Source organism: Streptomyces sp. NRRL F-2664 (assembly GCF_000719345.1).
GTDB lineage: Bacteria > Actinomycetota > Actinomycetes > Streptomycetales > Streptomycetaceae > Streptomyces.
On record NZ_JOFX01000295.1, the window covers coordinates 1 to 663 of the forward strand.

The window sequence follows — 663 nt, forward strand, 5'->3', positions numbered from 1 at the left end:
CCCGGGGCTCCTCCAGCCGACCGTTTGCGGCGAACAGCGCAGGCCTGACGCCCACTCCGTCCTTCTCAGGCACCGCTGCCAACCCACACGGCTCTACAATGCTTCCGGAACCGCATCGGGCTGTGATGCCAGCCCTGTTGCCCTCCAGTACTGCATCCGGATTGAGGACTGGCAGGACAGGGTTGGAAGAGGCGACAAAGGTAAAGCTGTGCACCGGATTCCACGTAGGCGCGGCCCCTGCGGTCGGCGCCTTCACATTGGCAATGACCGTAATTTTGCGACCTATACCGAGGTCCGACACCCTGGTGGTGCTTACGTAGAGTCTTGCACCCTCGCTCAATGACTCCATGTCAGTCCCTGTGTAAGCACCCCGGATGGTGGAGACGACGGTTTCCTCTTCCCCGGCCCGACGCAGGTTGGTCAAAAGTCTACCGTTGTGAGAGTCGCGGAAATAAAGGAAGTCCTGTGCTGGGCCCGCATTGACCGCCAGCGGAAACTCGATCATTCTCTGGTCGAGGCCGTTACCGAGGATTGGGCGGTGTTCTTCAAGCCATGTAGTAGCGCTGACGGGGTGGGCGGTTCTTTCTGGTGGTGCGGGGACTTCGCCGAGGTTGACGGTTGATGACTGGTTGCCGTTCCATACCCGGAGGTGGGTGTAGGCCG

General features: G+C 60.8%; 1 protein-coding gene. It reads right to left on the minus strand.

Features of this window, described 5'->3' with window-relative positions:
- Positions 1–663 (minus strand): hypothetical protein (locus IF89_RS48885; protein ID WP_234328040.1); only part of this gene is annotated, 663 nt, incomplete at both ends.